Raw genomic sequence first — 24903 nt, 5'->3', positions numbered from 1 at the left:
GCAAAGGAGGCCACCATGCAGCCACAATTCCATCTTGCCCCGCTGCGTGCGCACAGCACGCCCGAACCCGATATACCGCCACCGCCCGAAGGCGATCCCCTCAAGCCGCCGCCAGAACCGCCGCCGCACATCGACCCCGTGCCGGTCGAGGAACCAACGCCGCCACCACCGCCCGTGAAAATGCATTGAACGGTTCTCGGACCGTGGCGCCGCGCCATGGGTGGCGGCGGGCAGGCGCGCGCGATGTTTATTTCCAATCGGAAATTGAAGGCGCGGGCCTCGCCAGAGGCACGCCATTTAAACAACAAAAATGCGCATAAATGTTGCCGAGCGGATACAAATCAAGCTCCAACTGCTGAGTGTCATGCGGCCGTCACGATTCTGTTCTTATAATGAGACATCATAAAAATTCTTGTACAGGAGACCATCGTGGGCAATTCCTTGCATAACAAAATCTACCTGGGCCGGCGGCCTGTGATCACCAGCAAACACCTCGTGGCGCTGGCCCTGGCGGGCGCCGTGGCTGGTTGCGGCCTGGCATGGCTGCTGCTGCGCAGCTACAAATAACGCTCGTCACGCCCGTGTTTCCGTCGCCTGGCCGCATGGCGGGCGGCGGTAGATTCACGTTGCCTGTTGCCGATGCGCAGCGGGGCGCGTACCATGGGGGCCGAACACCTGGCCTTTTATGGAAAAGTAATGAAGAACGAGAAATTAACAACCGATGAATATGACGCGCTGGAGCAAGTTGCACGCGGCATCAAGACCGAGCGCCCCAGTGCTTGCGTTGCCCGCAATGCCAAGCGCCTGTCGGGTCTGAAGCTGCTCAGCTATGCGCGCGATGGCCGTCTGTCCATCACCGAGAAAGCACAACAATTGCTGTTCCTGCGCCGCTGCATCATGGGTTTGCGCGCTGTCGCCACCGATCCGCTGACCAAGCTCGATACGGACGTGGCGTATTTCCTGGGCAAGAAAGCCCACATCGTGGCGCGCGCCGAAGGCGAAGGCCACGACATTTCCGACAAGGGCCGCGAATCGCTGGCCGACATCGACACCCTGGGCCTGTAAGGCTCACAACCGGCCCCTGGGGCCGGTTTTCACATCTTCCCTCACTTTTAATTTCCCCCTTGGAGAACACTTTGGACAGCGCGATGAACTGGTCGGCCCACGAACTGACGATGACGGTCCTGATGACGCCCGATATGGCCAACTTTTCCGGCAACGTGCACGGCGGCACCATCCTCAAATACCTCGACAGTGTCGCCTACGCCTGCGCCAGCCGCTATTCGGGCAGCTATGTGGTGACCTTGTCCGTGGACCAGGTGATGTTCCTGCAGCCTATTCACGTGGGCGAGCTGGTGACGTTCCTCGCCTCGATCAATTACACGGGTACGACGTCGATGGAAGTGGGTATCCGCGTGGTAACGGAAAACATCCAGCAGCGCCTGGTGCGCCATGCCAACAGCTGCTACTTCACGATGGTGGCCGTGGATGCCAACCGCAAGCCGGTGGCCGTGCCGCCGCTGGTGCTCGAGACGCCAGAGCAGCACGCGCGCTTCGAGCAGGCAAAGCTGCGCAAGCTGTCGCGCCAGAAGGTGTCGAAGAAATAAAGGCAGCGGACATGAAAAAACGGCCACCAGAGCGATCTGGTGGCCGTTTTTTATTGCTTGCCGCCGGCTGGCGGCATGGCGCCGTGATTAACGGTCGCCGTAGCTGCGGCGTGCGCCATCGGTGCTGCGCGGGTTGGAACCCTTGTAGCCGCCGCCGGTGCTAGGTGCGCCGTCTTTGCGTGGTGCGCCTGGCTTGCTGAACGTGCGTTGGCCTGGCTTCGCGCCGCCACGGTTGTCGCCTGGTTTCCAGCCGCCTGGACGGGCGCTCGAACGTGGTGCCGATGCCGTTTTCTTCGGTTCGAAACCTTCGATGACATTGACCGGGATCAATTGCTTGGTAAAGCGTTCGATGCGCTTGACGTTCATGCCTTCAGCGTGGTTCACCAGCGAGATGGCCAGGCCATTACGGCCAGCGCGGCCGGTACGGCCGATGCGGTGGACGTAGTCTTCAGGGAACTTCGGCAGATCGTAGTTGAACACGTGGGTGATCGTTGGCACGTCGATACCGCGGGCGGCAACGTCGGTGGCAACCAGCACTTTGACCTGGCCGCGGCGCATGCCGTCCAGGGTGCGGTTACGCGCGCCCTGATGCATGTCGCCGTGCAAAGCGGCAGCCGAGAAGCCTGCGATGTTCAGACGGTCGGCGATGGTGTCGGCGTCACGCTTGGTGGCGGTGAACACAACAGCCTGGTCCAGCGATTCGTCGCGCAGCAGGTGGTCCAGCAGGCGATTCTTGTGCGACAGATCGTCGACGAAGTGGACGCGCTGGGTGATGTTTTCATGCTTGTTGCTCGAGCTTGCCACTTGGATGACCAGTGGGTTCTTCGTGATGCGGCGGGCCATGTTGCCCACGACGCCGTCCAAGGTTGCCGAGAACAGCATGGTTTGACGGCCTTCTGGCGTCGCTTCCACGATTTTTTCGATGTCGTCGATGAAACCCATGTCCAGCATGCGGTCGGCTTCGTCCAGCACCAGGATTTCCAGTTGCGAGAAGTCGATCTTGCCCGAGTCCATGTGGTCGATCAGACGGCCAGGGGTGGCGACCAGAATCTCAGGATTCTTGGCCAGCAATTGCATCTGTTTAGGGTAAGGCATACCGCCCAGAATCGACACAGCCTTGATGCGGCGGATGCCGGTGCTGTACTTGTCGGTGTTGGTGGTTACTTGCAGGGCCAGTTCGCGCGTTGGCGTCAGCACCAGCATTTTTGGCTGGGCAGCCTTGAAACGTGGACGCTCGCCGCGGGCGCGCGATGCTTGCATTTCCTGGTTTGGCGTCTTGCCGGCGGCGCTTTGTTCGGCGCTGGCCAGTTTGTGCAGCGACGGCAGCATGAAAGCTGCGGTCTTGCCCGAACCGGTCTGCGACGAGACCAGCAGGTCACGGCCTTCGATCGCGGCTGGAATCGCTTGCGACTGTACCGCGGTTGGCGCGGTGTAGCCCGATTCGGTCAGTGCGGCGATGATGGACGGATGCAGGCCTAAGGATTCAAATGTCATTCTTTTCTTTCGTAAAAATCAGCGTTCTTGCAAAAAGCAGAACGCAAAATAGCAACGCCAACCAAAACGAAATGACTCAACTAGAAAGAAATTTCGGCACAAAAGCTTTGCGCCGGGACGGTGTCAGGTGCGACACACAAGGCGGGAGGGCTTTATAAGCGGCATCCTGTGGATGCGCTAAGGCTTGCGAAGCTGCTAAGTTTGTAGTGCATGACTGCGGTGTTGCCATCGCTTCAAGGGAACATATTGCAGCGCACAACGACACTATACCGTATTTGACGCCGTTTTGCACGGGCTAAATGGGAAGAAACGAAAGTCCTACCACGTTTTGCGCATGTTTCCTATGTGAAATCAGTAGGAATACGCAGTTTTCGCCCGTTCAGTTGAGCATGGCCACGATGTCGGCGGGCAGCGGCGGCGCCTGTCGCGTTTCCCTGGCCAGATTGATTTGCCGGGTGACCTGCGCCAGTTCGACCAGGCTGCGTTCCAGCTGATACGTTCCCTTTGCGTGCAGCCACGCCAGTACGTCGTCCAGGTGCCAGATGGTGGCGCTGCCTTCATGCACGGGCACGGGGAAGCTGTGGCGGTATTTGCTCATCAGCTTGTGCAGGTTTTGCCGGGACAGGCCCAGCACTTGCGCCACGTCGGTCAGGCCCACGAAGTCGGGCGAGGCCTCGACCAGCACGGCCTCGGGCACGATGGCCTTGACGTCGGCCAGGGCGCTGAGCAGCGCCTCCCTGGCATTGCTGGCCTCGCGCGTGAATTCCAGTGCCAGGCGTCCCGCTTGACCGATGCCGACCAGGGCGTCGTCGCAACCGCCACTGCCCAGGCGCCCGGCCAGCGCGTCGAGGTCGTGTTCGTGGTCGGGCAGGCGGTACTTGAGAGTGAAGATGTAATCCATGATGGTTATCCTCTGGATTTGCGTTGCATGCAGTCGTGCATCAGTTTGTTGAAAGTGCAATTGTCGACCACCCGGCGGATCGCCCGCGCGTAGTTGCCCGGGTTTTTCGGCGTGCTCCAGATGCAGGCGATGCAACCTCTCCACAGCGGCAGCCGTCGTCATTGTAGGGGCGACATTTTGCCCCAGGCATGGCTGCCGCCCACTTCCACTCGCCAGCCCTGGCTTTCCGCGTGGCGCAGCGCCGCTTCGATTTCTTTCCTGGGATGCGAGGAGCGCGCCATGCGATGCCTCCAATGTAGGTCGATATTTCGAGGTTGTCAAATGACAACCACAAAATATCGGCCATCACCGCATCACTCTACTTCGGGATTGACAGCCATCACTTGCGAAAAGCCGCCATCGACATAGGTAATCTCGCCCGTGATGCCCGAGGCCAGGTCGGACAGCAGAAAGGCGGCCGTGTTGCCGACCTCTTCGATGGTGACATTGCGCCGCAGCGGGGCGTGTTCGGCCACAAATCCCAGCAGTTTACTGAAATCCTTGATGCCCGAAGCGGCCAGGGTCTTGATGGGGCCGGCGGAAATGCCGTTGGCGCGGATGCCGCGCGGACCCAGCGATTCGGCCAGGTAGCGCACGGAGGCTTCCAGCGACGCCTTGGCCAGGCCCATGGTGTTGTAGTAGGGTACGGCACGTACGGCGCCCAGGTAAGTCAGGGTCAGGAGTGACGCGCCCGGATGCAGCAGGGGCAGGGCGGCCTTGGCCATGGCGGGAAAACTGTAGGCGGAAATGTCGTGCGCGATGCGGAAGCTGTCGCGCGACAGGCCGTCGAGGAAGTCGCCGGCGATCGCCTCGCGCGGCGCGAAGCCGATGGCGTGCACCAGGCCGTCCAACTGATCCCAGTGGCGCGCCAGATCGCTGAAGACGGCGCTGATCTGTTCATCGCTGGACACGTCGCAGTCGAATACCAGTTCGCTGCCGAATTCCGCCGCAAATTCCGTGATGCGCTCCTTGAAGCGTTCGCCCACATACGTGAAGGCGAGGGCGGCGCCTTCGCGGTGGCAAGCCTTGGCGATGCCATAGGCGATGGAGCGGTTCGACAGCAAGCCCGTGATGAGGATTTTTTTGCCTTGCAAGAAAGCCATGACGACTCCTGTCTGGGTAGGTGGGCGGGTAAGCGGATGTGCAACCGGCCGCGACAGCAAAGCTGTGGCGGCCGGTGAGGTGGATCTATACGGATCAGGCGATCAGTGACGGGCCTTGGCTCGGCTGTTACCGCCGCCGCGCTGGATGCGTGGTTTCACCAAGGAAATTGGCGCCGCTTGCACCTTGCCGCCCTTGGTGACGCGGCGCACGGCCTTGGCGACCCGTTCAGGACGGTCCGCTTCCAGCAGCATGGTGGCGCTGTCGGCGATTTCCTGGGTGATGTCGCTGTTCATCGTGGCCGAGGTTTTCGGCACGAGGATGGTGGAGCCGGCGCGCAAACGCGTGCGCTGGGGAATATTGTTGGCCTGGCGCAGCACGTCGGCCGTGGTGCCGAATTTCGACGCCAGCGTTTCGATGCGTTCGCGCGCATTGGTGATCTTGTGCGTGGTCCAGCTCGACAAGGCATGGCCCCATTGCGCCAGGTTGGTGGTGAACTTGGCGGCGTTTTCCTGCGGCAGCAGAATCTTCGTCTTTTCGCCACCGATGATGACGGGGCGGTTAAATTGCGGATTCAAGGCCTTGAATTCATCCATCGACAGTTCGGCCAGCTGGGCGGCGACGGTGATGTCGATGTCGCTGGTCTTGTCGATGGCCGTGAAGTAGGGCTGGTTGTCGACCACGGGCAGGGTCAGGCCGAACTGGGCCGGATTGGCGATGATGTTTTTCACCGCTTGCAATTTCGGCACGTAGTTGCGTGTTTCGGCCGGCATCAGGTCGGCCAGGCTTTCGAAGTCGGTCGGCTTGCCCAGCGCCTGGTTTTTCTTGATGGCGCGCTGCACCGAGCCTTCGCCCCAGTTGTAGGCGGCCAGGGCCAGTTGCCAGTCGCCAAACATGTCATACAGGCGTTGCAAGTACGTGAGGGCCGCATCGGTCGAGGCCAGCACGCCGCGGCGCTCGTCCTTGAACATGTTTTGCTTGAGGTTGAAATCGCGCCCCGTGGCGGGCACGAATTGCCACATGCCGGCCGCATTGGCGCTCGAGAACGCTTGCGGGTTGAAGGCGGACTCGATGAACGGCAGCAATGCCAGTTCCGTCGGCATGCCGCGTTTTTCCAGTTCCTGCACCACGTGGAAAATGTAGCGCGAGGCGCGCGCCGTCGTGCGGGCGATGTAGTCGGGGCGGGTGGCGTACCAGTTGACATGATTCGCTACCAGCTGGTTGTTGATGTCGGGAATCGCATAGCCGCTGCGGATGCGGCCCCAGACGTCGGCTTCGCGCAGCGGATCGGAATTGTCGCTGAGGTTTTTCAGCAGACGATCGGTCTTTTGCAGGCGGTTGTCGAGGGTGGGGAGTTTCGCCGTGACCTGGGCGGTCATCGGGATCAGGGCGGGCGTGGTGGCGGCGACTGGCGCGTTATCGCTCTCAACACCGGCTTCGTACGCCTGGCTGAGGGCGGGCGCAAGCGCCAGGGCCAACGCCGCCAGGACGGTAGATTTAAAGGAGTTTTCGTGCATAGTGTTCCATTGTTGTCGTCGGAGAAACATCGGACAGACCCATGATTAAGCTGCGAGTGTACGTATATCCACATGCCGGAGTCAAGAATTATGTCAGCATGATGACAGCACATAGGCGTCAATAGCGATGTTTCCAGTCGCTAATAATGTAATTATTACAAATTTAATTTGCCAGATGTGCGATTCGGCCGCTGTTATAGCATATATGGCCAGGGTCATGGCGCAAGCCTGGCGGCCGTCCGGTATGAGGCTGCGCAAAAGTGCGTACAATTTGGCTTTGGCCGGCCATTCAGCCGTCGGCCGCTTTATTGATAGAGAGTCAAGTATATGAACACCCCGCCGCGCCACGACGACGACAACGCCGTCATCATCGCCAATACTGTTGCCTGGTTGGAAAAGGCCGTGATCGGCCTGAACCTGTGCCCGTTTGCCAAGGCCGTGCACGTCAAGAAGCAGATCCGCTATGTGGTGTGCGAATCGAGCAATCCCGAGGATCTGCTGGCGATGCTGATGGATGAGCTGCAAACCCTGGCCGACACGGATCCCGAGCAGATCGACACGACCCTGCTGATCCACCCGTACACTCTGAACGATTTCCTCGACTACAACGAGTTTCTCGACGTGGCCGATGCGGCCGTGGAAGACATGCACCTGGCCGGCGAGTTGCAAGTGGCCAGCTTCCACCCGAACTACCAGTTTGCCGAAACGTTCGAGGACGATATCAGCAACTACACGAACCGCTCGCCGTACCCGACCCTGCACCTGCTGCGCGAAGACAGCATCGAGCGCGCCGTCGAGGCGTTCCCGGAAGCGTCGGACATCTTCGACAAGAATATCGCCACCCTGGAAGCGCTGGGCACCGAAGGCTGGGAAAAGCTCGGCCTGCCGAAGGTATCCTGATGGCTGACAAGGAATTGCCGCCGCGTCCAGACACGCCCTGCGTGGCCGTGTGCTCGACGACTTTCGATGAAATCTGCCGCGGCTGCGGCCGCACCGTGGTGGAAGTGGCCCACTGGGTGTCGATGACGGATGAAGAGAAGGAAGTGGTGTGGGTGCGCATTCTGGCGCAAGGGTATCCGCGCCGGAATACCTGATTTAACCCAACTGCAACTGCTGGGGTCAGACCCGACGGGGGAATGCTTCCCAATGGGAAGCATTCCGATTCCGAAGGAACTGCCCCCATTTTCACAGCTAAGGATCAATAGCTGCCGATGAAGTCTTTCTTGCCGACTTCAATACCGTTATGGCGCAGGATGTCGTACGCCGTCGTCGCGTGGAAGAAGAAGTGCGGCAGCGCGTAGTGGAATAGATAGGTCTGGCCCGTGAAGTGTTTGGTCTTTTCGCCGCTGCCGGTGGTGATGGCGCGCGTTTCGCTGCCGTCGATGTCCGCTTGCGGCAGGCTTTCCAGGAAAGCGATGGTTTTGACGATGCGCGCTTTCAGTTCGGCAAAGCTCTGCTCGCTGTCTTCATACGGTGGCACGGCCACGCCGGCCAGGCGCGCGCCGCAGCCCTTGGCGAAGTCGGTGGCGATCTGGATCTGGCGCACGAACGGCAGCATGTCCGGGAACAAGCGGAATTGCAGCAGGGCGTTCGGGTCGATTTTCTTGTCTTGCGCGTGCGTTTCCGCCTTGTCCAGGATAGCGGCCAGGCTGCCCAGGATCTGTTTGAAGACGGGGATCGAAGCGGAGTAGATGGAGAAGGTCATGGTGGTTCCTCTAGGTAAAGTGGCGCGATGATAGCAAGCTAAGCGTTTTTCTGCTGGCGCCGGCAGGGCGCGCCGGTCAGCGTGTGGTTTTTCAACCCTGTTTATATGACATGAGGTTGCCGCTGGCGCGTGTTTATTGGTGACTTACCCCGCTTTTTCCATGCATAATTGCTCCTGAAAAAAGTTTCTTCCCGCCTGACCACCCGACTTCCCCTGTAAAGTTCAATGATCGCCCGCCTGATCCCTGTTGCCCTGTTGCCGCATGTTTAATTCACCTTACCAGCGCCTGCGCGCCAGCCTGCGTGTGCTGTACGGTTCGTCGATCTATGGCGCCCTGCTGCTGGTGGTATTTGGCGGCCTTGTCGTGCCCGCCATCTTCGGCAGCTATGTGCTCGTCGGCGTGCATGAACGCCAATCGGCGCGCACCAGCCTGAACGAGGCCTTGCAGCGTAATGTCGATATCCTGGCGCTGGGCATGCAGGAGTCGCTGTGGAACATGAATGCGGAATCGGCCCACTCGCTGGTCGAGTCGGTGATGCGCGACCGTTCCGTGCTGCTGGTGAAGGTGCTGGGGCAGGGCGACACGGAATTCATCAGCCTGCAGGCGCCGCAGCGGCCCGTGGGCAATCTGTACCGCGCCGAGCGCGACATCCTCGTGCGCGGCGAACGCATCGGCCACGTCGTCGTCGAGATGGACGACGCGCGCAGCCAGCAGGAACTGCGCGAAAAGCAGATGTCGTATATTTTCGTGCTGGGCGCGCAACTGGCCGTGTCGATGGCGCTGATCGTGCTGTTCCTGAACCGCCGCCTGCTCAAACCCCTGCGCCGCCTGACGCGTTTTTCCGACCGCCTGTCGCACGGCGATTTCGACACGCCGCTGGCTTCGCACAGCAATGACGAACTGGGTCGCCTGACGGCCCAGCTCGAGCAAATGCGCGCGGCCATCGGCCAGCTGTTCGAGGATGTGGGCCAGCGCGAAGAGCGTTTCCGCACCATCGTCACGCAGGTGCCGGGCGCCGTCTTCCGCTACCGGCCCGATGGGCCCATCGATTTCGTCAGCGATGCCATCGAAGACATTTCCGGCTATTCGGCGCGTCAGTTCATGCGCGGCACCACGCATGCCTGGGCCGACCTGATCTGCCCGGAAGACCGCCGCGAGCATCGCCGCGCCGTCGGCCAGGCCGTGCTCGACGAGCGGCCGTATGCGCTGGAATACCGCATCGTCGACGCTTTCGGCATCGAGCGCTGGGTGGCCGAGAATGGCCAGCCGCAGGTGGGCGAGCAGGGCGTCATCTGGATCGACGGCATCATCGCCGACATCAGCCAGCGCAAGCACCACGAGATGCGCATCGAAGCGCTGCTGACGGAGCAGAGCGCCATCCTCGACAACGTCATGTTCGGCGTGATGTTCGTGCGCCACCGCCGCATCATTTCCGTCAACCGCCGCTGCGAGGAACTGTTCGGCTACGGTCATGCCGAAATGACGGGCAGTTCCACCGCCATCGTGTTTACCAGTTCGTATGACTTCGAAGAGGCGGGCGAGCGCCAGTATCCGGCCCTGGCCGCGGGTGGCGATTTCAGCGAGGAGCGCCAGTACAAACGCCGCGACGGCAGCCTGTTCTGGGCGCTGGTGAGCGGCTGCGCGCTCGATCCGCTGCGCCCCAACGAAGGCAGTATCTGGGTGTATGCCGATATCACGGCGCGCAAGGAAGCCGAGGAGAAACTGCGTTTATCGGCCACCGTGCTCGAACACATCGCCGACGGCGTGATGGTGGTCGACGCCGATGGCATCATCGTCACCGTCAATCCCGCGTTCACGCAGATCACCGGTTACGCTGAAGCCGAGGCGCTGGGGCAGCATGCGTCGCTGACGCGTTCCGAGCGGCACGACGCCGCGTTTTACCAGTTCTTGTGGGATGAACTGGCCGTCTCGGGTTTCTGGCGCGGCGAGATCTGGAACCGGCGCAAGAACGGCGAGGTGTACCTGGAATGGCTGACCATCAGCGCCGTGCGCGACACGCGTGCCGTCACCACCCATTACGTGGGCGTGTTCAGCGACATCACCCTGATCAAGGAATCGCAGGAAAAGCTCGATCACATGGCCCACCACGATCCGCTGACGGCGCTGCCGAACCGGCTGCTGTTCCATGACCGCCTGCAGCACGCGCTGCTGCGCGCCGCGCGCGACCAGGAGCAGCTGGCCGTGCTGTTCATCGACCTGGACCGCTTCAAGAACGTCAACGACACCCTGGGCCACCATGTGGGCGACGAATTGCTGCAAAAAGTGGCCGGCCAGCTGGCGGCCCGCCTGCGCGAAGGCGATACCCTGGCGCGCCTGGGTGGCGACGAATTCATCGTCCTGCTCGAACGCATCGACGGCGAGTATGGCGCCACGCAGGTGGCGGAAAAACTGATGACCATGTTCGACCAGCCGTTCACGGTGGCCGGCCACGAACTGTTCGTCACCTGCAGCGTGGGCATCAGCCTGTATCCGGACGATGCGCTGGACTTGAACATGTTGATCCGCAATGCCGACGTGGCCATGTACCAGGCCAAGGCGCGCGGGCGCAATGGCTACCGCTTCTATGCGCCGTCGATGACGGGTGAGGGTGTCGAGCGGCTGCGCCTGGAAACCTTCCTGCGCCGCTCGATCGAGAAGAACGAGATGTTCCTCAATTACCAGCCGCAGGTGGAAATCGACACGGGCCGCCTGGTCGGCGTCGAGGCGCTGGTGCGCTGGAACCACCCGGAACTGGGCCTGGTGCCGCCGGCGCGCTTCATCCCGCTGGCCGAGGACAGCGGTTTCATCAACCAGCTGGGCAAATGGGTGCTCGACGAAGCGTGCCGCCAGATGATGCGCTGGCAGGCGCAGGGCTTGCACGTGCCGAAGATGGCCGTCAACCTGTCCGTAAAACAGTTCGAGCGGGGCAGCATCGCCGGCATGGTGGCCGCCATATTGAAGGAAACGGGCCTCGAGCCGCAGCGCCTGCAGCTGGAAGTGACGGAATCCGTCATCATGAACACGGGCGACGCCCTCGGTTTCATCAACGACTTGCACGCCATCGGCGTGGGCCTGGCCATCGACGATTTCGGCACCGGCTATTCCTCGCTCGCGTATCTGAAACAGCTGCCCGTGCAGACCTTGAAGATCGACCGCTCCTTCATCAAGGATATTTCGACGGACGTCAACGACGAGGCGATTGCGATTGCCATCATCCAGCTGGGCAAGAGCATGCATTTGTCCGTGATTGCCGAAGGCGTGGAGACGGAAGAGCAGGCCGCTTTCCTGCTGCGCCATGGCTGCAAGCTGGCGCAAGGTTATTTTTATAGCCGTCCGGTGCTGGCACAGGATATGCTGGAGCGCTGGATCGATCACTCACTACTATAAAGGACAGCCCATGGCCGCACACTCCTCCCCGTCGCGCCGCCGTTTCCTGCTCGGCGGCCTTGGCCTCGGCGTGGCCGGCGTGGGTGCCCTGGTGCTGGGCTGGGGCGTGCTGCCGCCGCGCCAGCGCCTGCATGGCAGCGCGCCGCTGCCACTCCAGGATGGCGCCGTGGCCCTCAACGGCTGGCTGGCCATCGGCACGGATGGCACGGTGACCCTGGCCATGCCGCGCAGCGAGATGGGGCAGGGCGTGCACACGGCCTTGCCGATGCTGGTGGCTGAGGAACTCGACGTGCCGCTGGCCAGCGTCAAACTGATACAGGCGCCGAACGATAAAATCTTCGGCAATGTCGCCATGCTCAAGGACAGCCTGCCTTTCCATCCGGACGACCAGGGGCGCTTGAAGGCGCTGGCGCAGTGGACGGTCGCCAAGGCGGCGCGCGAGCTGGGCGTGATCGTCACGGGCGGTTCGTCGAGCGTGAAAGATGGCTGGGGCCCCATGCGCGAGGCGGGCGCGTCGGCGCGCGCCATGCTGGTAGGCGCCGCCGCCGCGTTGTGGCAGGTGCCGGCCGCGCAGTGTCGCACGCAGGACGGTGAAGTGCTGCATCCGGACGGCCGGCGCGCCAGCTACGCCAGCCTGGCGCAGCGCGCCGCCGTTATCGATCCGGGTACGCCCGTGCTGAAGTCGCCCAAGGATTTCAAACTGATCGGCCAGCCGGCGCCGCGCCGCGATACGCCGTCGAAAGTCAATGGCAGCGCGCGTTTCGGCATCGATGCGCGTCCGCCCGGCATGCTGTACGCGGCCCTGCATCTGCCGCCGCGCCTGGGTGATAGCCTGTCCGCGTTCGACGCGGCGCCCATACTCGCCATGCCCGGCGTGAAAAAAGTGCTGGACCTGACGCCGCAGCTGGCGCAGCGCAGCGTCTCGTGCGCGGCCGTGGTGGCCGACACCTGGTGGCGCGCGAAGCAGGCGGCGGCCGCCTTGCCGACGCAGTGGAAGGCTGGCCCGCAAGCGAACTTGTCCAGCGCCGACGTCTACGCGGAATTTGCCCGCCTGTTGGACAGCGAAGCCGGTTATGCCTATCACGCCAGCGGCGAGGTGGAAAGTAAAGCCGTGCAGGGCATGCGGCAGGTTAGCGCCGAGTACCGCGCACCGTTTCTCGCGCATGCCGCCATGGAGCCCGTCAACTGCACCGCGCAGGTGAAAAATGGCAAGGTGATGCTGTGGGCCTCGACGCAGGCACCCGGCATCGCCATCGACGTGGCGGCGAAAGTGGCCGGCGTCGATGCGAAGGATGTCAGCATCGAGGTGCTGCTGCTCGGTGGCGGTTTCGGCCGCCGCCTGGAAGTGGATATGGTCGCGCAAGCCGTGGCCATCGCGCTGCAGTGCGATGGCGCGCCCGTGCAGCTGGTGTGGACGCGCGAACAGGACACAAAGCACGATATGTACCGTCCCGCCGCGCTGGCCCGCTTTGCGGCTCGCCTCGACGAGCATGGCCGCATCGCTTCCTGGGACAATAAATCCGTCAGCGGCTCCATCACGCATCAATACCTGCAGCGCAATTTCGGCTTGCCCGGCGCGGGGCCGGACAAGACGACGGCCGAAGGCGAATTCGACATGCCGTATGAAATCGCCAACCAGCGCATCGCCCACGTGATCGCCGACAGTGCCGTGCCGGTCGGCTACTGGCGCTCGGTCGGGCATTCGCACAACGCGTTCTTCAAGGAAAGCTTTATCGACGAGCTGGCGCATGCGGCAGGGCAGGATGGTATCGCCTTCCGCCGCGCCATGCTGGTGCGGCATCCGCGCCATTTGGCCGTGCTCGATGCGGCCGTCGCCAGGGCGGGCAGTCCTCCGCCCGGCCATGCGCATGGCGTGGCCTTGCACCAGTCGTTCGGCAGCATCGTCGCGCAAGTGGCGCAGGTGTCGGTGGAAAACGGAGAAATCCGCGTGCAGCGCGTCGTGTGCGCCATCGATTGTGGCATTGCCGTCAATCCGAACATCATCGCCCAGCAGATGGAGTCGGCCGTGCTGTTCGGCCTGTCGGCGGCGCTGGGCGGCGAGATCACGTTCAAGGAGGGGAGGGTCGAGCAGGGCAACTTCCACGACTATCCCGTGCTGCGCATGGGGCAGACGCCCGAGGTGGAAACCATCATCATCGCCAGCGCCGAGCATCCGGAAGGCGTGGGCGAACCGGGCACGCCGCCGATTGCGCCGGCCGTGGCCAACGCCGTGTTCAGTCTGACGGGGAAAAGGCTGCGCAGCCTGCCGCTGCGCCTGGCTTGATGTGGATCAGGCCAGGGTGGTGGCCAGCATCTGGCGCAGATTGCAGTCGCGCTGCCAGTCGCGCCGTTCCTGCGTGCTGCCGGCCAGCGCGGCCAGTTCCTCGGCGCTGAGCGCCTGCTGCGCCTGCACCATGCGGTGCGCCAGGCCGCCGTCGGGCAGCACGGTGCCGAAGAAGGCCACGTTGTCTTCGCGCTGTATCAGCAGGGTGGGGAAGTTGTCGATGTCGAGGTCGCCCACCACGTCGGCCTGGTCCTCGATGTCGATCCAGACGAAGACGGTGTCCGGGTGGCGCGCGGCCAGTTCCTCGAACGTGGCGCGGTAGCTGCCGCAGGTGCCGCACCACAGCGCACACAGGCAGGCCACCGTCCAGCGCGGGCCGGCCAGGGTTGCTGCGACGTCGGCGCGGTTATCGGTCGTGAGGGTCAGGCTGTGCATGGTCGTTTCTATTAGTAGGCGGATGGGCGCGGGCGCCCGATGCGCGTATTCTACCGCGCCCGGCGATGCCAGTCCCGGGAATGCATGGGCTTGTTTAGCCGTGTTTTTTGATGCAATACACCTTTCTGGTGGATAATGCTGGTAATTGCGCGCTGATTACGCTGGTCCATGCTGTTTCCTGGCCCCGCAGCCTGACCCCTCCAGTCTGTTTTCATGCCCTGCCCGGTGTCAGCGCTCCCGCCTTTATTTATTTTTATTATGGAATTAGCCAGCTTATGTTGAGTTACCGCCACGCCTTTCACGCGGGTAATCACGCCGATGTGTTGAAGCATTATGTGCAGATTCAGTTGTTGCAATATCTGAATCAAAAAGATACCGCCTATAGTTATATCGATACCCACTCCGGCGCAGGCGTGTATGCGCTCGACGGCGGTTATGCCTCGAAAAACGCCGAATACGAAACGGGCATCGCGCCCCTGTGGGACCGCACGGACCTGCCGGCCTCGCTGGCCGAGTACATGAAGCTGATCAAGGAAATGAATCCGAGCGGCAAGATGCGCTACTACCCGGGTTCGCCGTACTGCGCCGACAAGGTCAGCCGCGAGCAAGACCGTCTGCGCCTGTTCGAGCTGCATCCAGCCGATGCAAAGATTCTGGCCGACAACTTCCGCAAGGTCGAGGCGCATGCGCTGGCCCAGGGTGAGCGTCCGACCGTGCGCGGCAAGCGCGTGCTCATCACCAAGGCCGACGGCTTCCAGAGCCTGAAAGCCCTGCTGCCGCCGCCATCGCGCCGCGCGCTCGTGCTGATCGACCCGCCGTATGAAGACAAGATGGATTACCGCAAGGTCAAGGATACCCTGGCCGACGCCCTCGTGCGCTTCCCATCCGGCATGTATGCCGTCTGGTACCCGGTGCTGCAGCGCATGGAATCGCGCCAGTTCGCCGACAAGCTCAAGCAGCTTCCCAGCTCGGACTGGCTGCACGTGACCCTGACGGTCAACACCCCGTCGCCGGACGGTTTCGGCTTGCACAGCAGCGGTATGTTCATCCTGAACCCTCCGTATACCCTGGAGCCGATGTTGCGCGAAGTCATGCCGTACCTGGTCAAGGTGCTGGGCCGCGACGAAGGTGCGAAGTTTGTATTGGAAACGGGCAAGGGCGGACAGAAGAACACGGGCACCCGTCGCGTCTGAAGACACCTGACCAAACCTACTGCGCGTCGGTATAGGCGGCCTGCGATGCTCACCGTACTAGAGTGCGGTTGCGCTTCTTAGCCACCTCTCCCTTCCGCTCGCTACGGTTTTGTCAGTTGTCGTGACTATCGTAGTGAAGCAAAGCAAAGCAAACGCCACGGCAAATATTTCCGTGGCGTTTGTCGTTTACTGTCCCAGCAACAGGAACACGGTCGGTTTCTTGTGGAAGTCGGGCGCCTTGCCGGCGGCTAATTGTTTTTTCCACTGTCCGCCATTCCACGTCTGCACGCTTTCCGTGTCCAGGCTCAGGTCGGTGGCGACGCAGATCAGCGTCGATGGCGCGCATTGCGCCACGAGCGCTTCCAGCATGGCGGCGTTGCGGTACGGCGTTTCGATGAACAGCTGGGTCTGCTTTTCATTGCGCGAGCGGCTTTCCAGTTCCTTGATGCGCTTGGCGCGCAGGGCCGCGTCCGTGGGCAGATAGCCGTTGAAGGCGAAGCTCTGGCCGTTCAAGCCGCTGGCCATCACGGCCAGCAGGATCGACGACGGGCCCACCAGCGGGCGCACTTTAATGCCGTGCTGATGCGCCAGGCGCACGAGGTCGGCACCCGGGTCGGCCACGGCGGGCACGCCTGCTTCCGACACGAGGCCCGCGTCGCGTCCCGCCAGCAGCGGCGCCAGCAAGCCGGCCAGCGCTTGCGCCGGGGTATTGACGTTCAGTTCGGAAATCGTGATTTCCTGCAGCGGCTTGGCCAGCGGATGCTGATTGCCGATCAATTTCAAAAAGGCGCGCGCCGTCTTGGCGTTTTCCGCAACGAAATAATCGAGCTGCGACGTGATCTGCCGCACTTGCTCTGGAATGATGTGGCCCAGCGGGTCGCTTGCGCCGTCGGACAGGCCGAGGTGGTTGGGAATCAGGTACAGGGTGCCGGTCATATTGTTAGCTTTGTATTGGCCGGGGTCAGTCCCTTCGGGATCGGAGTGCGCTCCACTGGAACGCACTCCCCCGTCGGGTCTGACCCCAGGGTGATTAAAATGTGAAAAACGCCACACCCGCCTTGCGCAGCATGCCCGTGAGGGCGATCAGCGGCAAGCCGGTCAGGGCGGTCGGGTCGGTGGTGGCTATGCGTTCGAGCAGGGCGATGCCCAGGCCTTCGTTCTTGGCGCTGCCGGCGCAATCGTACGGCTGCTCGATGCGCAGGTAGGCGTCCAGTTCCGCGTCGGGCAAGTCGCGTACGGTGACGAGGGTCTGGACGTCTTCCACTTGCGCTACAGGCGGACTCTGGCGGCCGTCGAGCAGGCACAGTGCCGTGTGGAACACGGTCTGGCGCCCGCGCATGGTTTGCAGCTGCAGCAGGGCATTCGCATGGTTGCCGGGCTTGCCGATCTGAGCGCCATCGAGTGTGGCGACCTGGTCGGAGCCGATGACGAGGCTGTCAGGATAGCGGTCGAGCACGGCTTGCGCCTTGGCCTGGGCCAGGCGCAGGGCCGTGGCGCTGGGGCTTTCGCCTGGCAGGGGACTTTCGTCGAGATCGGGCACGGCCACCTCGAAGGGCAGGCGCAGGCGTTGCAGCAATTCCTTGCGGTAGGTCGAACTCGATGCAAGAATCAAGCGCGATGGGGCGGAAGTTGGTATCATTCGGTAGTGGATGGCGGCCGGCATGGCCGCGCTGGTCGATGTCAGTGGAATTTCACGCAAATTCCAGGGCGCAGAGCCCACAACTGAGGCTCCATGCGGCATGACGGTGTTGATGAAATGTCATGTTGATGGCAATAATTGCGTCAAAAAAGATGCTTAGCCTTTGACTCCGTGCTAAAAACCCTGTTATTATCGCAGGTTTTCCGGGGAAATTTTCTACCAATGAATGCTTTTGTGATCGACACCTTTGATTTTTGTCGTATCAGCGGGAGCCGCGAGGGTGTAACTCCTGTCGCTGAAATGACCCGGTTGACCAAGGATTGTGCAGATAGTTCCGGCGAGATCGCCTGGAAAATCGTCGGCGGCACCAGCAAGCTGGGCTACCCACAACTGACCTTGTCGGTCAACGGCACCGTTCAGCTGGTTTGCCAGCGCTGCCTGACTCCGTATGCTTACGCAATTGATTCGACGACCACTCTGATGCTGGGCAAGGATGACGAGCACGCGGACGAGATCGAAGAAATCATCAACGATGAATCGATCGACGTGATCGTCGGCAGCCGCAACATGGATGCCGCGGCCCTGATCGAAGATGAAGCCTTGCTGGCCCTGCCGCAGGTACCCAAACACGACGTCTGCCCCGATACGGCGCAGCTCGATGCTCTCAAGACTGAAAAGAAGTCGCCGTTTGCGGCCCTGAAAGACTTGAAGCCAGAATAAAGTAGTAAAGGGGTTTTCCCCATCAAAGAACGTGTCAAACGCGTGTTGTAATCGAGTATGGCAAGTGTAGTGAAATGTAATTGTAATAAACGATGTCGGTCCGGGCTATTTTCGGGTAGTCTTTGCCGCTGGGATACTCGATTCGCATGTATTTGCCAATCGATTGTGCTAAAATTTTAGAACTTATGTATTAGGAGTCATCATGGCAGTTCAACAGAACAAGAAAACCCCTTCCAAGCGCGGCATGCACCGTTCGCACGACTTCCTGGTCGCGCCGCAATTGAGCGTCGAGCCAGTTACCGGCGAAACACACATGCGTCACCATATCAGCCCTAACGGCTTCTATCGTGGCCGTAAAGTGTTGAAGACCAAAAACGACGAGTAATCGACGTTTTTGTTGGGTAAGATGAAAGCGGTGTTGCGTGGTTATTCGGCGTGGCGCCGCTTCTTCTTTTTTATCGGCTGCAATTCATCTTGCACACCCGTCATTTTGAATCACGCTGTCCAGGCCTGTGCATGACATGCTGCACCCTGCATATGCTCCAGTCCGATTCACATCTTGCCGCACGCCCGCAGCGGTATTGAATCAACACAAATGACAATCAAAATTTCTATCGACTGCATGGGCGGAGATCACGGTCCCTCAGTCACTATCCCCGCAGCAATTTCCTTCGTAAAACATGAGCCTGAAGCCGAACTGATCCTTGTTGGATTGGAAGACGTGATTCGTGCCGAACTGAAGAAACATAAAGCCGACACGCATCCGCGCCTGTCGGTATTGCATGCCTCCGAACAAGTTACCATGGACGATCCCCTGGAAGTGGCCCTGCGCCGCAAGAAGGATTCCTCCATGCGCGTGGCCATCGAACAGGTCAAGAATGGCGTGGCGCAAGCCTCCGTTTCCGCCGGTAATACGGCAGCCCTGATGGCCGTGTCTCGCTATGTATTGAAAACCATGTCCGGCGTCGATCGCCCGGCCATCTGCAGCATCTTGCCGAATCAAAAGAACGGCCCGACCTACATGCTGGACCTGGGCGCGAACGTCGATTGCGAACCGCATCACTTGCACCAGTTCGCCATCATGGGTTCCGTGCTCGTTTCCGCCATGGAAGGTATCGAGCGCCCGACGATTGGTTTGCTGAACGTGGGCACGGAAGATATCAAGGGCAATGAAGTGGTGAAACTCACCTCGAAGCTGCTGCAGGCCGACCATGAGCGTGGCGCGCTGAACTTCTACGGCAACGTGGAAGGCAATGATATCTTCAAGGGCACGACCGATATCGTCGTCTGCGACGGTTTTGTCGGTAATGTGACCCTGAAAGCCATCGAAGGTCTGGCGCGCTTCATGAAAGACGTGCTCACTTCCGAATTCAAGCGTAATCCGATCACCATGCTGGGCGCACTGATCGCCCGCGGGGCCCTGAAAGCCATCGGCAACCGTTTGAATCCTTCACGTTACAACGGCGCTAGCCTGCTGGGCTTGCGTGGTCTCGTCTTCAAGAGCCATGGCAGCGCCGATGCCTATTCGTTCGAATGGGCCTTGCGCCGCGCTTTTGATGCGGCAAAAAATGACGTGCAAGCGCACTTGGCCAGCATGATCGCCGAGCTGATGCCGCGCACGCCAGTTCCGGATGAACCTACATCAACAAGCTCTACCATTTAGTGGACGGGTACTTGCATGACTGTTTTTAGCAAAACTTACAGCAAAATTATCGGTACCGGCAGCTACTTGCCGGAGAAGCGCGTCACCAACCAGGACTTGACCGAACAGCTCGCCGCCAAGGGCATCGAGACGTCGGATGAATGGATCGTCTCGCGCAGCGGCATCTCGGCGCGCCATTACGCGGCGCCAACGCAAAATTCCTCGGACCTGGGCGTGGAAGCGGCCAAGAAGGCCCTGGAAATGGCTGGCCTGAACGGCAACGACCTCGACCTGATCATCGTCGCCAGCTCGACTCCCGATTTCTTCGGCAGCTTCCCAAGCACAGCCTGCATCGTGCAAAACAAATTGGGCATCACGAACAACTGCGCCGCCGTCGATGTGCAAGCCGTCTGCAGTGGTTTCGTGTATGCGGTGGCCACGGCCGACAGCTTCATCCAGTCGGGCATGCACAAGAATGTGCTGGTGATCGGTGCCGAAGTGTTTTCGCGCATCCTCAATTTCGACGACCGCGGCACCTGCGTGCTGTTCGGCGACGGCGCCGGCGCTATCGTCATGACGGCGTCAAAAGAGCCGGGCATCCTGGCCACCAAGCTGCACGCGGACGGCCGCCACTCGAACATCCTCAGCGTGCCGGGCAGCCTGGCTGGCGGCGCGCTCGACGGCAGCGCCTTCCTGTACATGGATGGCCCGGCCGTCTTCAAGCTGGCCGTGTCCGTGCTGGAAAAAGTCGCGCATGAAGCCCTGGAGCACGCCAACATGACGTCGGACCAGATCGACTGGCTGATCCCGCACCAGGCGAACATCCGCATCATGAACAGCACGGCCAAGAAACTCGGCTTGCCTCTGGAAAAGATGGTGGTCACCGTCGACCAGCATGGCAACACCTCGGCCGCCTCGATCCCGCTGGCGCTCGATATCGCCGTGCGCGATGGCCGGGTCAAGAAGGGCGACAACGTCATGATGGAAGGCGTGGGCGGCGGCTTTACCTGGGGCGCCGTGCTGGCAAAGATGTGATGGCCGAAGGCTGATTTCGGGGTCCGACCCGTTGGGTCGTACCCCAGCAGTTGCATTTGGTTCTCTGAGTAAATAGTAAAAAAAACGGAGTCGACATGACACAATTTGCATTTGTTTTCCCAGGCCAAGGCTCGCAAGCGATTGCGATGCTCGACGGTTTCGCCGGCAACCCCGTGGTTGCGCAAACCGTCGCCGAAGCGTCGGATGCCCTGCAATTCGACCTGGGCAAGCTGATCGCCGAAGGTCCGAAGGAAGAGCTGGACCTGACCACCAATACGCAGCCGGTGATGCTGACGGCGGCCGTGGCCTTCTACCGCGCCTGGCTGGCGGCCGGCGGCCCCGTGCCGACGGTCGTGGCCGGTCATAGTCTCGGTGAATATTCGGCGCTGGTCGCCGCAGGCGTCATCTCGTTCAAGGATGCCGTGCCGCTCGTGCGTTTCCGCGCGCAAGCCATGCAGGAAGCCGTGCCGGTGGGGCAGGGCACGATGGCTGTCGTGCTGGGCCTGTCGGATGACGACGTGCGCGCCGCCTGTGCGGAAGCGGCGGCGGAAAACCCGGCCCTGGTGGTCGAGCCCGTCAATTTCAATGCGCCAGCACAAGTCGTCATCGCCGGCCATACGGCGGCAGTCGAGCGCGCCTGCGAACTGGCCAAGGCCAAGGGCGCCAAGCGCGCCATGAAGCTGCCCGTCTCCGCGCCATTCCACTCGTCGCTGCTCAAGCCTGCATCGGACCGTTTGCGCGAATACATGGCCGGCTTGACGTTCTCGGCGCCGCAAATCGCGCTGATCAACAACGTCGACGTGGCCATCGTCAACGACGTTGCCGGCATCAAGGATGCGCTCGTGCGCCAGGCAGCCAGCCCCGTGCGCTGGGTGGAAACCATGCAAAAAGTGGCGGCCGACGGCATAACGCAAGTGATCGAATGCGGTCCGGGCAAGGTCCTGATGGGCCTGGCCAAGCGCATCGATCCCGTGCTCGTGGGCGACGCCATCGTCGACCAGGCATCGCTGGAACGCATTTTGACGCAGCTCAAATAAACATCAGATCGCGGCAGCTTGCCTGCCGCGCTTGCATTTAAGGATACTCATGAATTTAGCAAATCAAGTCGTGCTGGTCACGGGCGCCTCGCGCGGCATCGGCCGCGCCATTGCCACCGAACTGGGCAAACAGGGTGCTACCGTGGTCGGCACCGCCACCTCGGAAAGCGGCGCGCAAGCGATCACCGATTACCTGGCCGCCGAAGGCGTGACGGGCAAGGGCCTGGTCCTGAACGTGACCGACGCGGCGCGCTGCGCGGCCGTCGTCGATGAAGTGCAGAAAACCTACGGCAGCCTGTCGATCCTGGTCAACAATGCGGGTATCACGCAAGACCAGCTGGCCATGCGCATGAAGGATGAAGAGTGGGACAGCGTCATTTCCACCAACCTGTCGGCCGTCGGCCGCCTGTCGCGCGCCGTACTGCGTGGCATGATGAAAGCCAAAACTGGGCGTATCATTAATATCACGTCGGTGGTGGCGTCGTCGGGCAATCCGGGGCAAATGAATTACGCGGCGGCCAAGGCCGGCGTGGAAGGCATGAGCCGCGCCCTGGCGCGCGAAATCGGCAGCCGCAACATTACCGTGAATTGCATCGCGCCGGGCTTCATCGATACCGACATGACCAAGGCGCTGAGCGAAGAGCAGCACGCGGCCCTGTTGACGCAAATTCCGCTGTCCCGCCTGGGCAAACCGGAAGACGTGGCGGCGGCGGTAGCCTTTTTGGCCTCGCCGCAAGCGGCATATATCACGGGCACGACCCTGCACGTGAACGGTGGAATGTACATGAATTGATGTGAAAGCTAGACGGGGCGGGCGTTTGTGGCATGATTCAACGGTCGTTTTTGTCTATAATCGCATCTTTTAGCAGCAGCTTCGGTCGAATTAGCAGCAGACACCGAAATTAGTATTCGGACGCGCAAACCTGATAAAATGCGCGCACTTTCCGTAACACACACTTTGGAGCCATAACATGTCGGATATCGAACAACGCGTTAAGAAAATCGTCGCTGAGCAACTGGGCGTTGCAGAAGCAGACATCAAAATCGAATCCTCCTTCGTCGACGATCTCGGCGCCGATTCCCTGGACACCGTGGAACTGGTCATGGCCCTGGAAGACGAATTCGAAATGGAAATCCCTGACGAACAAGCTGAAAAAATCACCACCGTGCAACAGGCGATCGACTACGCCACCGCACACGTCAAGGCCTAAGCCTGTCTGACCGACTTCAGGAGAATCGCTTGAGCCGTTCTAAAAACCGTCGTGTTGTTGTCACCGGCCTGGGCTGCGTTTCACCTGTCGGCAATACTATTGCCGAGGCGTGGGGCGCAATCATTGAAGGTAAATCCGGCATTGCCACGATTACCAAGTTTGATGCACAGCCATTCACCACGCATTTCGCTGGTGAGGTCAAAGGCTTCAATATCGAAGAGTACATCTCCGGTAAAGAAGCCCGCCACATGGATACCTTTATCCATTACGGCATGGCTGCGGGCATCCAGGCGATGCAGGACTCCGGCCTGGAAGTGACCGAAGAAAACGCCGAGCGCATCGGCGTGATCATCGGTTCCGGTATCGGCGGCTTGCCGCTGATCGAGGAAACCAAGTCCGAGTACGAAAAGCGCGGTCCGCGCCGTATCTCGCCATTTTTCGTGCCTGCCTCGATCATTAACATGATCTCTGGCAACCTTTCGATCAAATATGGTCTGAAGGGCCCGAACCTGGCGATCGTTACAGCGTGTACCACCGGTTTGCACAGCATCGGTGCCGCAGCGCGCATGATCGAGTACGGCGATGCCGACGTCATGATCGCCGGCGGTGCTGAATCGACCGTGTCGCCACTGGGCCTGGGCGGTTTCGCTTCGGCGCGTGCCTTGTCGACCCGCAACGACGATCCGGCAACGGCATCGCGTCCGTGGGATACCGACCGCGACGGCTTCGTGCTGGGCGAGGGCGCTGGCGTCATGGTGCTGGAAGAGTACGAGCACGCGGTGGCCCGTGGTGCCAAGATCTATGCCGAAGTGCATGGTTTCGGGATGAGCGCAGATGCTTATCACATGACCTCGCCGCTGGAAGATGGTAGCGGCGGCAGCAAATCGGTGATCGCGGCCCTCAACAACGCTGGCTTGAACGCGGATCAGATTCAGTACCTGAACGCGCACGGCACGTCGACCCCGCAAGGCGACGTGGCGGAAGTGATGGGCATCAAACGCACCTTCGGCGAGCACGCCAAGAATCTGGTTGTCAACTCGACCAAGTCGATGACGGGCCATTTGCTGGGCGGCGCGGGCGGTCTGGAAGCGGTGTTTACGGTCCTGGCATTGCACCATCAGGTGTCGCCACCGACCATCAACATCTTCAACCAGGATCCGGCTTGCGATCTCGATTTCTGTGCCAACACGGCGCGGGATATGAAGATCGATTATGCAGTGAAGAATTCGTTCGGCTTCGGCGGAACGAATGGCACGCTGATTTTCGGTAAAGCGAAATAAGCAGGAACTTTCAAGCGCTCGCTACGGTCAAACTGTAGTGAGCGCTGATTCGGCGCCAACGTTCGTTGGCGCCTGAATTTGCCCGGCATGTTGCCGGCGCGCCTTTTTTTCCCATGAAGTATGTCAATCGCGGTAGTGGCTGTCATTCGCACGCCTGTCTGTTTGCGCCTGTTGCAAGCGGCGCTGGGACTGTGTGCCTTGCTGGCCGCCTGGCCCTTGAGCGGTGCGTGGCGCGTTGCGGCCGTGCCCGGCTCTGGCCCCGTCCAGTTGGTGGGCGCTTATGCGCTGGGCTGGAGCGGTGCACTGCTGAGTGCGGCTGGCGGCGTGTTGTTGCTCGCTTTGCTGCGCAGGCGCAGAAAGCCGCGGACGCTTGATATTTCGCCGGTTGGCCAGTTGCGGCTGGCGGTATATCTGGAGCATGGCGGGGTGCCAATGATGGATGCCAGCGCGGTGATGGAGTCGGCCGGCGCGGGGCCGTTGGTGCCGCCGGGGCTGCGCCTGTTACCGGGCTCGACCCTGTGGCCGTCGCTGCTGGTGCTGTGCCTGGCAGATGCTGCCGGGCGGCGTACGGATGTGCTGGTGCAGCGCGGCGGCAGCTGCGCCGCCTTCCGCCCGCTGGCCGTGGCGTGCCGGGCCATCGCGGCGCGGAATGGGGAAGAATAAAAGTGGGGCGAA

Annotated in this window: 26 protein-coding genes and 1 pseudogene; 18 read left to right on the top strand and 9 right to left on the bottom strand. The window is 61.2% G+C overall.

The window, feature by feature from the left end:
* Positions 1-15: 15 nt before the first annotated feature.
* The 4 genes from JAB6_RS29260 to JAB6_RS07375 all read left to right on the top strand — a co-directional run bounded on the left by JAB6_RS29260 (position 16) and on the right by JAB6_RS07375 (position 1607).
* Positions 16-189, top strand: a complete 174-nt coding sequence (locus JAB6_RS29260) for a hypothetical protein (RefSeq protein ID WP_175444514.1) — start codon at positions 16-18, stop codon at positions 187-189.
* A 240-nt stretch (positions 190-429) separates the two neighbouring features.
* Entirely contained in the window at positions 430-567 is a 138-nt protein-coding gene (locus JAB6_RS29255) for a hypothetical protein (RefSeq protein ID WP_162995739.1), read from the top strand.
* Between the two features lie 129 nt (positions 568-696).
* On the top strand, positions 697-1065 hold the full coding sequence (locus tag JAB6_RS07380; protein WP_034749696.1) for a hypothetical protein: 369 nt from the start codon (positions 697-699) through the stop codon (positions 1063-1065).
* 83 nt (positions 1066-1148) lie between these two features.
* Positions 1149-1607, top strand: a complete 459-nt coding sequence (locus JAB6_RS07375; protein WP_034750191.1) for an acyl-CoA thioesterase — start codon at positions 1149-1151, stop codon at positions 1605-1607.
* Positions 1608-1694: 87 nt separating this feature from the next.
* On the opposite strand, the gene JAB6_RS07370 is transcribed toward JAB6_RS07375, so the two are convergent.
* The 5 genes and pseudogenes from JAB6_RS07370 to JAB6_RS07350 all read right to left on the bottom strand — a co-directional run bounded on the left by JAB6_RS07370 (position 1695) and on the right by JAB6_RS07350 (position 6659).
* The gene (locus JAB6_RS07370; protein WP_035820280.1) at positions 1695-3101 is read right to left on the bottom strand and encodes a DEAD/DEAH box helicase; all 1407 of its coding nucleotides are present in this window, start codon (positions 3099-3101) and stop codon (positions 1695-1697) included.
* A gap of 379 nt (positions 3102-3480) precedes the next feature.
* A complete protein-coding gene (locus tag JAB6_RS07365; RefSeq protein WP_070302043.1) occupies positions 3481-4002 on the bottom strand; it encodes an AlpA family transcriptional regulator in 522 nt (173 codons plus the stop codon).
* Positions 4003-4007: 5 nt separating this feature from the next.
* Positions 4008-4283, bottom strand: a pseudogene (locus tag JAB6_RS07360) (hypothetical protein).
* A gap of 72 nt (positions 4284-4355) precedes the next feature.
* Entirely contained in the window at positions 4356-5144 is a 789-nt protein-coding gene (gene fabI / locus JAB6_RS07355) for an enoyl-ACP reductase FabI (RefSeq protein WP_034749687.1), read from the bottom strand.
* 102 nt (positions 5145-5246) lie between these two features.
* Positions 5247-6659: a transglycosylase SLT domain-containing protein gene (locus JAB6_RS07350; protein WP_034749684.1), complete on the bottom strand. Its 1413-nt coding sequence runs from the start codon at positions 6657-6659 to the stop codon at positions 5247-5249.
* A gap of 327 nt (positions 6660-6986) precedes the next feature.
* Here JAB6_RS07350 and JAB6_RS07345 point away from each other — a divergent pair, with 327 nt between their 5' ends.
* On the top strand, positions 6987-7559 hold the full coding sequence (locus tag JAB6_RS07345) for a DUF1415 domain-containing protein (protein WP_034749682.1): 573 nt from the start codon (positions 6987-6989) through the stop codon (positions 7557-7559).
* Positions 7559-7753 (top strand): DUF1289 domain-containing protein, encoded by a 195-nt coding sequence (locus tag JAB6_RS07340; protein ID WP_034749680.1) that lies wholly within the window; start codon positions 7559-7561, stop codon positions 7751-7753. The genes JAB6_RS07345 and JAB6_RS07340 overlap by 1 nt, the downstream gene beginning before the upstream one ends.
* A 104-nt stretch (positions 7754-7857) precedes the next feature.
* Here JAB6_RS07340 and JAB6_RS07335 read toward each other — a convergent pair whose 3' ends face one another.
* The gene (locus JAB6_RS07335) at positions 7858-8364 is read right to left on the bottom strand and encodes a DUF1993 family protein (protein ID WP_034779265.1); all 507 of its coding nucleotides are present in this window, start codon (positions 8362-8364) and stop codon (positions 7858-7860) included.
* Between the two features lie 262 nt (positions 8365-8626).
* Between JAB6_RS07335 and JAB6_RS07330 the strand changes: the two genes are divergently transcribed.
* Both JAB6_RS07330 and JAB6_RS07325 read left to right on the top strand, forming a co-directional pair.
* Positions 8627-11752 carry an EAL domain-containing protein gene (locus JAB6_RS07330; protein WP_070302042.1) on the top strand — a complete coding sequence of 1042 codons (3126 nt, stop codon included), beginning with the start codon at positions 8627-8629 and terminating at the stop codon, positions 11750-11752.
* Between the two features lie 10 nt (positions 11753-11762).
* A complete protein-coding gene (locus JAB6_RS07325; protein ID WP_070302040.1) occupies positions 11763-14036 on the top strand; it encodes a xanthine dehydrogenase family protein molybdopterin-binding subunit in 2274 nt (757 codons plus the stop codon).
* A gap of 6 nt (positions 14037-14042) precedes the next feature.
* On the opposite strand, the gene JAB6_RS07320 is transcribed toward JAB6_RS07325, so the two are convergent.
* Positions 14043-14471 carry a thioredoxin family protein gene (locus JAB6_RS07320; RefSeq protein WP_070302039.1) on the bottom strand — a complete coding sequence of 143 codons (429 nt, stop codon included), beginning with the start codon at positions 14469-14471 and terminating at the stop codon, positions 14043-14045.
* 275 nt (positions 14472-14746) lie between these two features.
* Between JAB6_RS07320 and JAB6_RS07315 the strand changes: the two genes are divergently transcribed.
* Positions 14747-15664: a 23S rRNA (adenine(2030)-N(6))-methyltransferase RlmJ gene (locus JAB6_RS07315; RefSeq protein ID WP_070302038.1), complete on the top strand. Its 918-nt coding sequence runs from the start codon at positions 14747-14749 to the stop codon at positions 15662-15664.
* A gap of 186 nt (positions 15665-15850) precedes the next feature.
* On the opposite strand, the gene JAB6_RS07310 is transcribed toward JAB6_RS07315, so the two are convergent.
* On the bottom strand, positions 15851-16600 hold the full coding sequence (locus JAB6_RS07310; RefSeq protein WP_070302037.1) for an SAM-dependent methyltransferase: 750 nt from the start codon (positions 16598-16600) through the stop codon (positions 15851-15853).
* A gap of 94 nt (positions 16601-16694) precedes the next feature.
* A complete protein-coding gene (locus JAB6_RS07305) occupies positions 16695-17303 on the bottom strand; it encodes a Maf-like protein (protein WP_070302286.1) in 609 nt (202 codons plus the stop codon).
* Between the two features lie 222 nt (positions 17304-17525).
* On the opposite strand from JAB6_RS07305, the gene JAB6_RS07300 reads away from it, so the two are divergent.
* From JAB6_RS07300 to JAB6_RS07260, 9 genes are all read left to right on the top strand, one after another.
* Positions 17526-18023 (top strand): DUF177 domain-containing protein, encoded by a 498-nt coding sequence (locus JAB6_RS07300; protein WP_070302036.1) that lies wholly within the window; start codon positions 17526-17528, stop codon positions 18021-18023.
* A gap of 202 nt (positions 18024-18225) precedes the next feature.
* On the top strand, positions 18226-18408 hold the full coding sequence (gene rpmF / locus JAB6_RS07295; protein WP_034749653.1) for a 50S ribosomal protein L32: 183 nt from the start codon (positions 18226-18228) through the stop codon (positions 18406-18408).
* A 210-nt stretch (positions 18409-18618) separates the two neighbouring features.
* A complete protein-coding gene (gene plsX, locus JAB6_RS07290; protein WP_034749647.1) occupies positions 18619-19686 on the top strand; it encodes a phosphate acyltransferase PlsX in 1068 nt (355 codons plus the stop codon).
* A gap of 15 nt (positions 19687-19701) precedes the next feature.
* Entirely contained in the window at positions 19702-20700 is a 999-nt protein-coding gene (locus tag JAB6_RS07285) for a beta-ketoacyl-ACP synthase III (protein ID WP_034749645.1), read from the top strand.
* A gap of 95 nt (positions 20701-20795) precedes the next feature.
* Positions 20796-21737 carry an ACP S-malonyltransferase gene (gene fabD / locus JAB6_RS07280; protein ID WP_035820249.1) on the top strand — a complete coding sequence of 314 codons (942 nt, stop codon included), beginning with the start codon at positions 20796-20798 and terminating at the stop codon, positions 21735-21737.
* Positions 21738-21786: 49 nt separating this feature from the next.
* A complete protein-coding gene (fabG, locus tag JAB6_RS07275; protein ID WP_034749638.1) occupies positions 21787-22530 on the top strand; it encodes a 3-oxoacyl-ACP reductase FabG in 744 nt (247 codons plus the stop codon).
* A 178-nt stretch (positions 22531-22708) separates the two neighbouring features.
* The gene (gene acpP / locus JAB6_RS07270; RefSeq protein WP_008449912.1) at positions 22709-22948 is read left to right on the top strand and encodes an acyl carrier protein; all 240 of its coding nucleotides are present in this window, start codon (positions 22709-22711) and stop codon (positions 22946-22948) included.
* A gap of 29 nt (positions 22949-22977) precedes the next feature.
* On the top strand, positions 22978-24228 hold the full coding sequence (gene fabF / locus JAB6_RS07265; protein WP_034749634.1) for a beta-ketoacyl-ACP synthase II: 1251 nt from the start codon (positions 22978-22980) through the stop codon (positions 24226-24228).
* Positions 24229-24363: 135 nt separating this feature from the next.
* The gene (locus JAB6_RS07260; RefSeq protein ID WP_139143312.1) at positions 24364-24891 is read left to right on the top strand and encodes a hypothetical protein; all 528 of its coding nucleotides are present in this window, start codon (positions 24364-24366) and stop codon (positions 24889-24891) included.
* The last annotated feature ends 12 nt before the right edge of the window (positions 24892-24903 follow it).

Origin of the sequence: Janthinobacterium sp. HH104 (assembly GCF_001758715.1) — a bacterium.
Classification (GTDB): domain Bacteria; phylum Pseudomonadota; class Gammaproteobacteria; order Burkholderiales; family Burkholderiaceae_D; genus Janthinobacterium; species Janthinobacterium aestuarii.
This window is presented reverse-complemented; position numbering and strand designations above follow the sequence as displayed.

What these genes read in the sequence shown, in the direction of transcription:
- JAB6_RS29260 (WP_175444514.1), top strand. Translation starts at nt 16, where the DNA reads ATGCAGCCACAATTCCATCTTGCCCCGCTGCGTGCGCACAGCACGCCC.
- JAB6_RS07380 (WP_034749696.1), top strand. Translation starts at nt 697, where the DNA reads ATGAAGAACGAGAAATTAACAACCGATGAATATGACGCGCTGGAGCAA.
- JAB6_RS07375 (WP_034750191.1), top strand. Translation starts at nt 1,149, where the DNA reads ATGAACTGGTCGGCCCACGAACTGACGATGACGGTCCTGATGACGCCC.
- JAB6_RS07370 (WP_035820280.1), bottom strand. Translation starts at nt 3,101, where the DNA reads ATGACATTTGAATCCTTAGGCCTGCATCCGTCCATCATCGCCGCACTG.
- JAB6_RS07365 (WP_070302043.1), bottom strand. Translation starts at nt 4,002, where the DNA reads ATGGATTACATCTTCACTCTCAAGTACCGCCTGCCCGACCACGAACAC.
- fabI (WP_034749687.1), bottom strand. Translation starts at nt 5,144, where the DNA reads ATGGCTTTCTTGCAAGGCAAAAAAATCCTCATCACGGGCTTGCTGTCG.
- JAB6_RS07350 (WP_034749684.1), bottom strand. Translation starts at nt 6,659, where the DNA reads ATGCACGAAAACTCCTTTAAATCTACCGTCCTGGCGGCGTTGGCCCTG.
- JAB6_RS07345 (WP_034749682.1), top strand. Translation starts at nt 6,987, where the DNA reads ATGAACACCCCGCCGCGCCACGACGACGACAACGCCGTCATCATCGCC.
- JAB6_RS07340 (WP_034749680.1), top strand. Translation starts at nt 7,559, where the DNA reads ATGGCTGACAAGGAATTGCCGCCGCGTCCAGACACGCCCTGCGTGGCC.
- JAB6_RS07335 (WP_034779265.1), bottom strand. Translation starts at nt 8,364, where the DNA reads ATGACCTTCTCCATCTACTCCGCTTCGATCCCCGTCTTCAAACAGATC.
- JAB6_RS07330 (WP_070302042.1), top strand. Translation starts at nt 8,627, where the DNA reads ATGTTTAATTCACCTTACCAGCGCCTGCGCGCCAGCCTGCGTGTGCTG.
- JAB6_RS07325 (WP_070302040.1), top strand. Translation starts at nt 11,763, where the DNA reads ATGGCCGCACACTCCTCCCCGTCGCGCCGCCGTTTCCTGCTCGGCGGC.
- JAB6_RS07320 (WP_070302039.1), bottom strand. Translation starts at nt 14,471, where the DNA reads ATGCACAGCCTGACCCTCACGACCGATAACCGCGCCGACGTCGCAGCA.
- JAB6_RS07315 (WP_070302038.1), top strand. Translation starts at nt 14,747, where the DNA reads ATGTTGAGTTACCGCCACGCCTTTCACGCGGGTAATCACGCCGATGTG.
- JAB6_RS07310 (WP_070302037.1), bottom strand. Translation starts at nt 16,600, where the DNA reads ATGACCGGCACCCTGTACCTGATTCCCAACCACCTCGGCCTGTCCGAC.
- JAB6_RS07305 (WP_070302286.1), bottom strand. Translation starts at nt 17,303, where the DNA reads ATGATACCAACTTCCGCCCCATCGCGCTTGATTCTTGCATCGAGTTCG.
- JAB6_RS07300 (WP_070302036.1), top strand. Translation starts at nt 17,526, where the DNA reads ATGAATGCTTTTGTGATCGACACCTTTGATTTTTGTCGTATCAGCGGG.
- rpmF (WP_034749653.1), top strand. Translation starts at nt 18,226, where the DNA reads ATGGCAGTTCAACAGAACAAGAAAACCCCTTCCAAGCGCGGCATGCAC.
- plsX (WP_034749647.1), top strand. Translation starts at nt 18,619, where the DNA reads ATGACAATCAAAATTTCTATCGACTGCATGGGCGGAGATCACGGTCCC.
- JAB6_RS07285 (WP_034749645.1), top strand. Translation starts at nt 19,702, where the DNA reads ATGACTGTTTTTAGCAAAACTTACAGCAAAATTATCGGTACCGGCAGC.
- fabD (WP_035820249.1), top strand. Translation starts at nt 20,796, where the DNA reads ATGACACAATTTGCATTTGTTTTCCCAGGCCAAGGCTCGCAAGCGATT.
- fabG (WP_034749638.1), top strand. Translation starts at nt 21,787, where the DNA reads ATGAATTTAGCAAATCAAGTCGTGCTGGTCACGGGCGCCTCGCGCGGC.
- acpP (WP_008449912.1), top strand. Translation starts at nt 22,709, where the DNA reads ATGTCGGATATCGAACAACGCGTTAAGAAAATCGTCGCTGAGCAACTG.